General features: G+C 42.2%; 1 protein-coding gene. It reads left to right on the forward strand.

What is annotated here, in order from left to right:
* Window positions 1–106 precede the first annotated feature (106 nt).
* Window positions 107–469 carry a GNAT family N-acetyltransferase gene (locus E2R67_RS16495; protein WP_445177051.1) on the forward strand — a complete coding sequence of 121 codons (363 nt, stop codon included), beginning with the start codon at window positions 107–109 and terminating at the stop codon, window positions 467–469.
* Window positions 470–529: the final 60 nt, after the last annotated feature.

A 529-nucleotide genomic window follows, 5' to 3' on the forward strand; every position in this document is an offset into this window, starting at 1 on the left:
GCGTTATGTGCTTGGAGGGAAAATGGAAATCCAGAAGGTCCTAAAATCGGATCTAGAGGCAGTGATAAGGCTTGTTTCAGAGGTCTCAGACAAGGATGTGCTTCCATTGTTTAACGAACAGGGAAAGCAAGAGTATAAGGATAGAGTTTTACCTGATCTAGCGACAACTTTTGACCATGAGAAGTTTTCATCTGTTAAGGTCGTATCAGGTGGGGAAGTCATTGGTTTTGCTGCTTTACGTGAGGGGAACTATCTGACACATTTATTTGTTGCTAATTCACAGCAAGGTTCAGGTTTGGGTCGTGCTTTATTGAATTATTTGCTCAATCAGACAGATGCTTGTGAAGTTAGCCTGCGTTCATCGGTGAATGCTGTTGATTTCTACAATCGTAATGGTTTCGTAGCAACAGGTGAAGAAGCCGAGTTCAATGGAATTAGGTTCGTCCCAATGTCTTTAGTACGCACATAACAAAACGTTCAAAAGTGACCAAAAACGCTGCGCGGTTTTGGCACGTTAACTTTGCGTTAT

The organism is Psychromonas algicola (genome assembly GCF_004378355.1).
Taxonomy (GTDB): Bacteria; Pseudomonadota; Gammaproteobacteria; order Enterobacterales; family Psychromonadaceae; genus Psychromonas.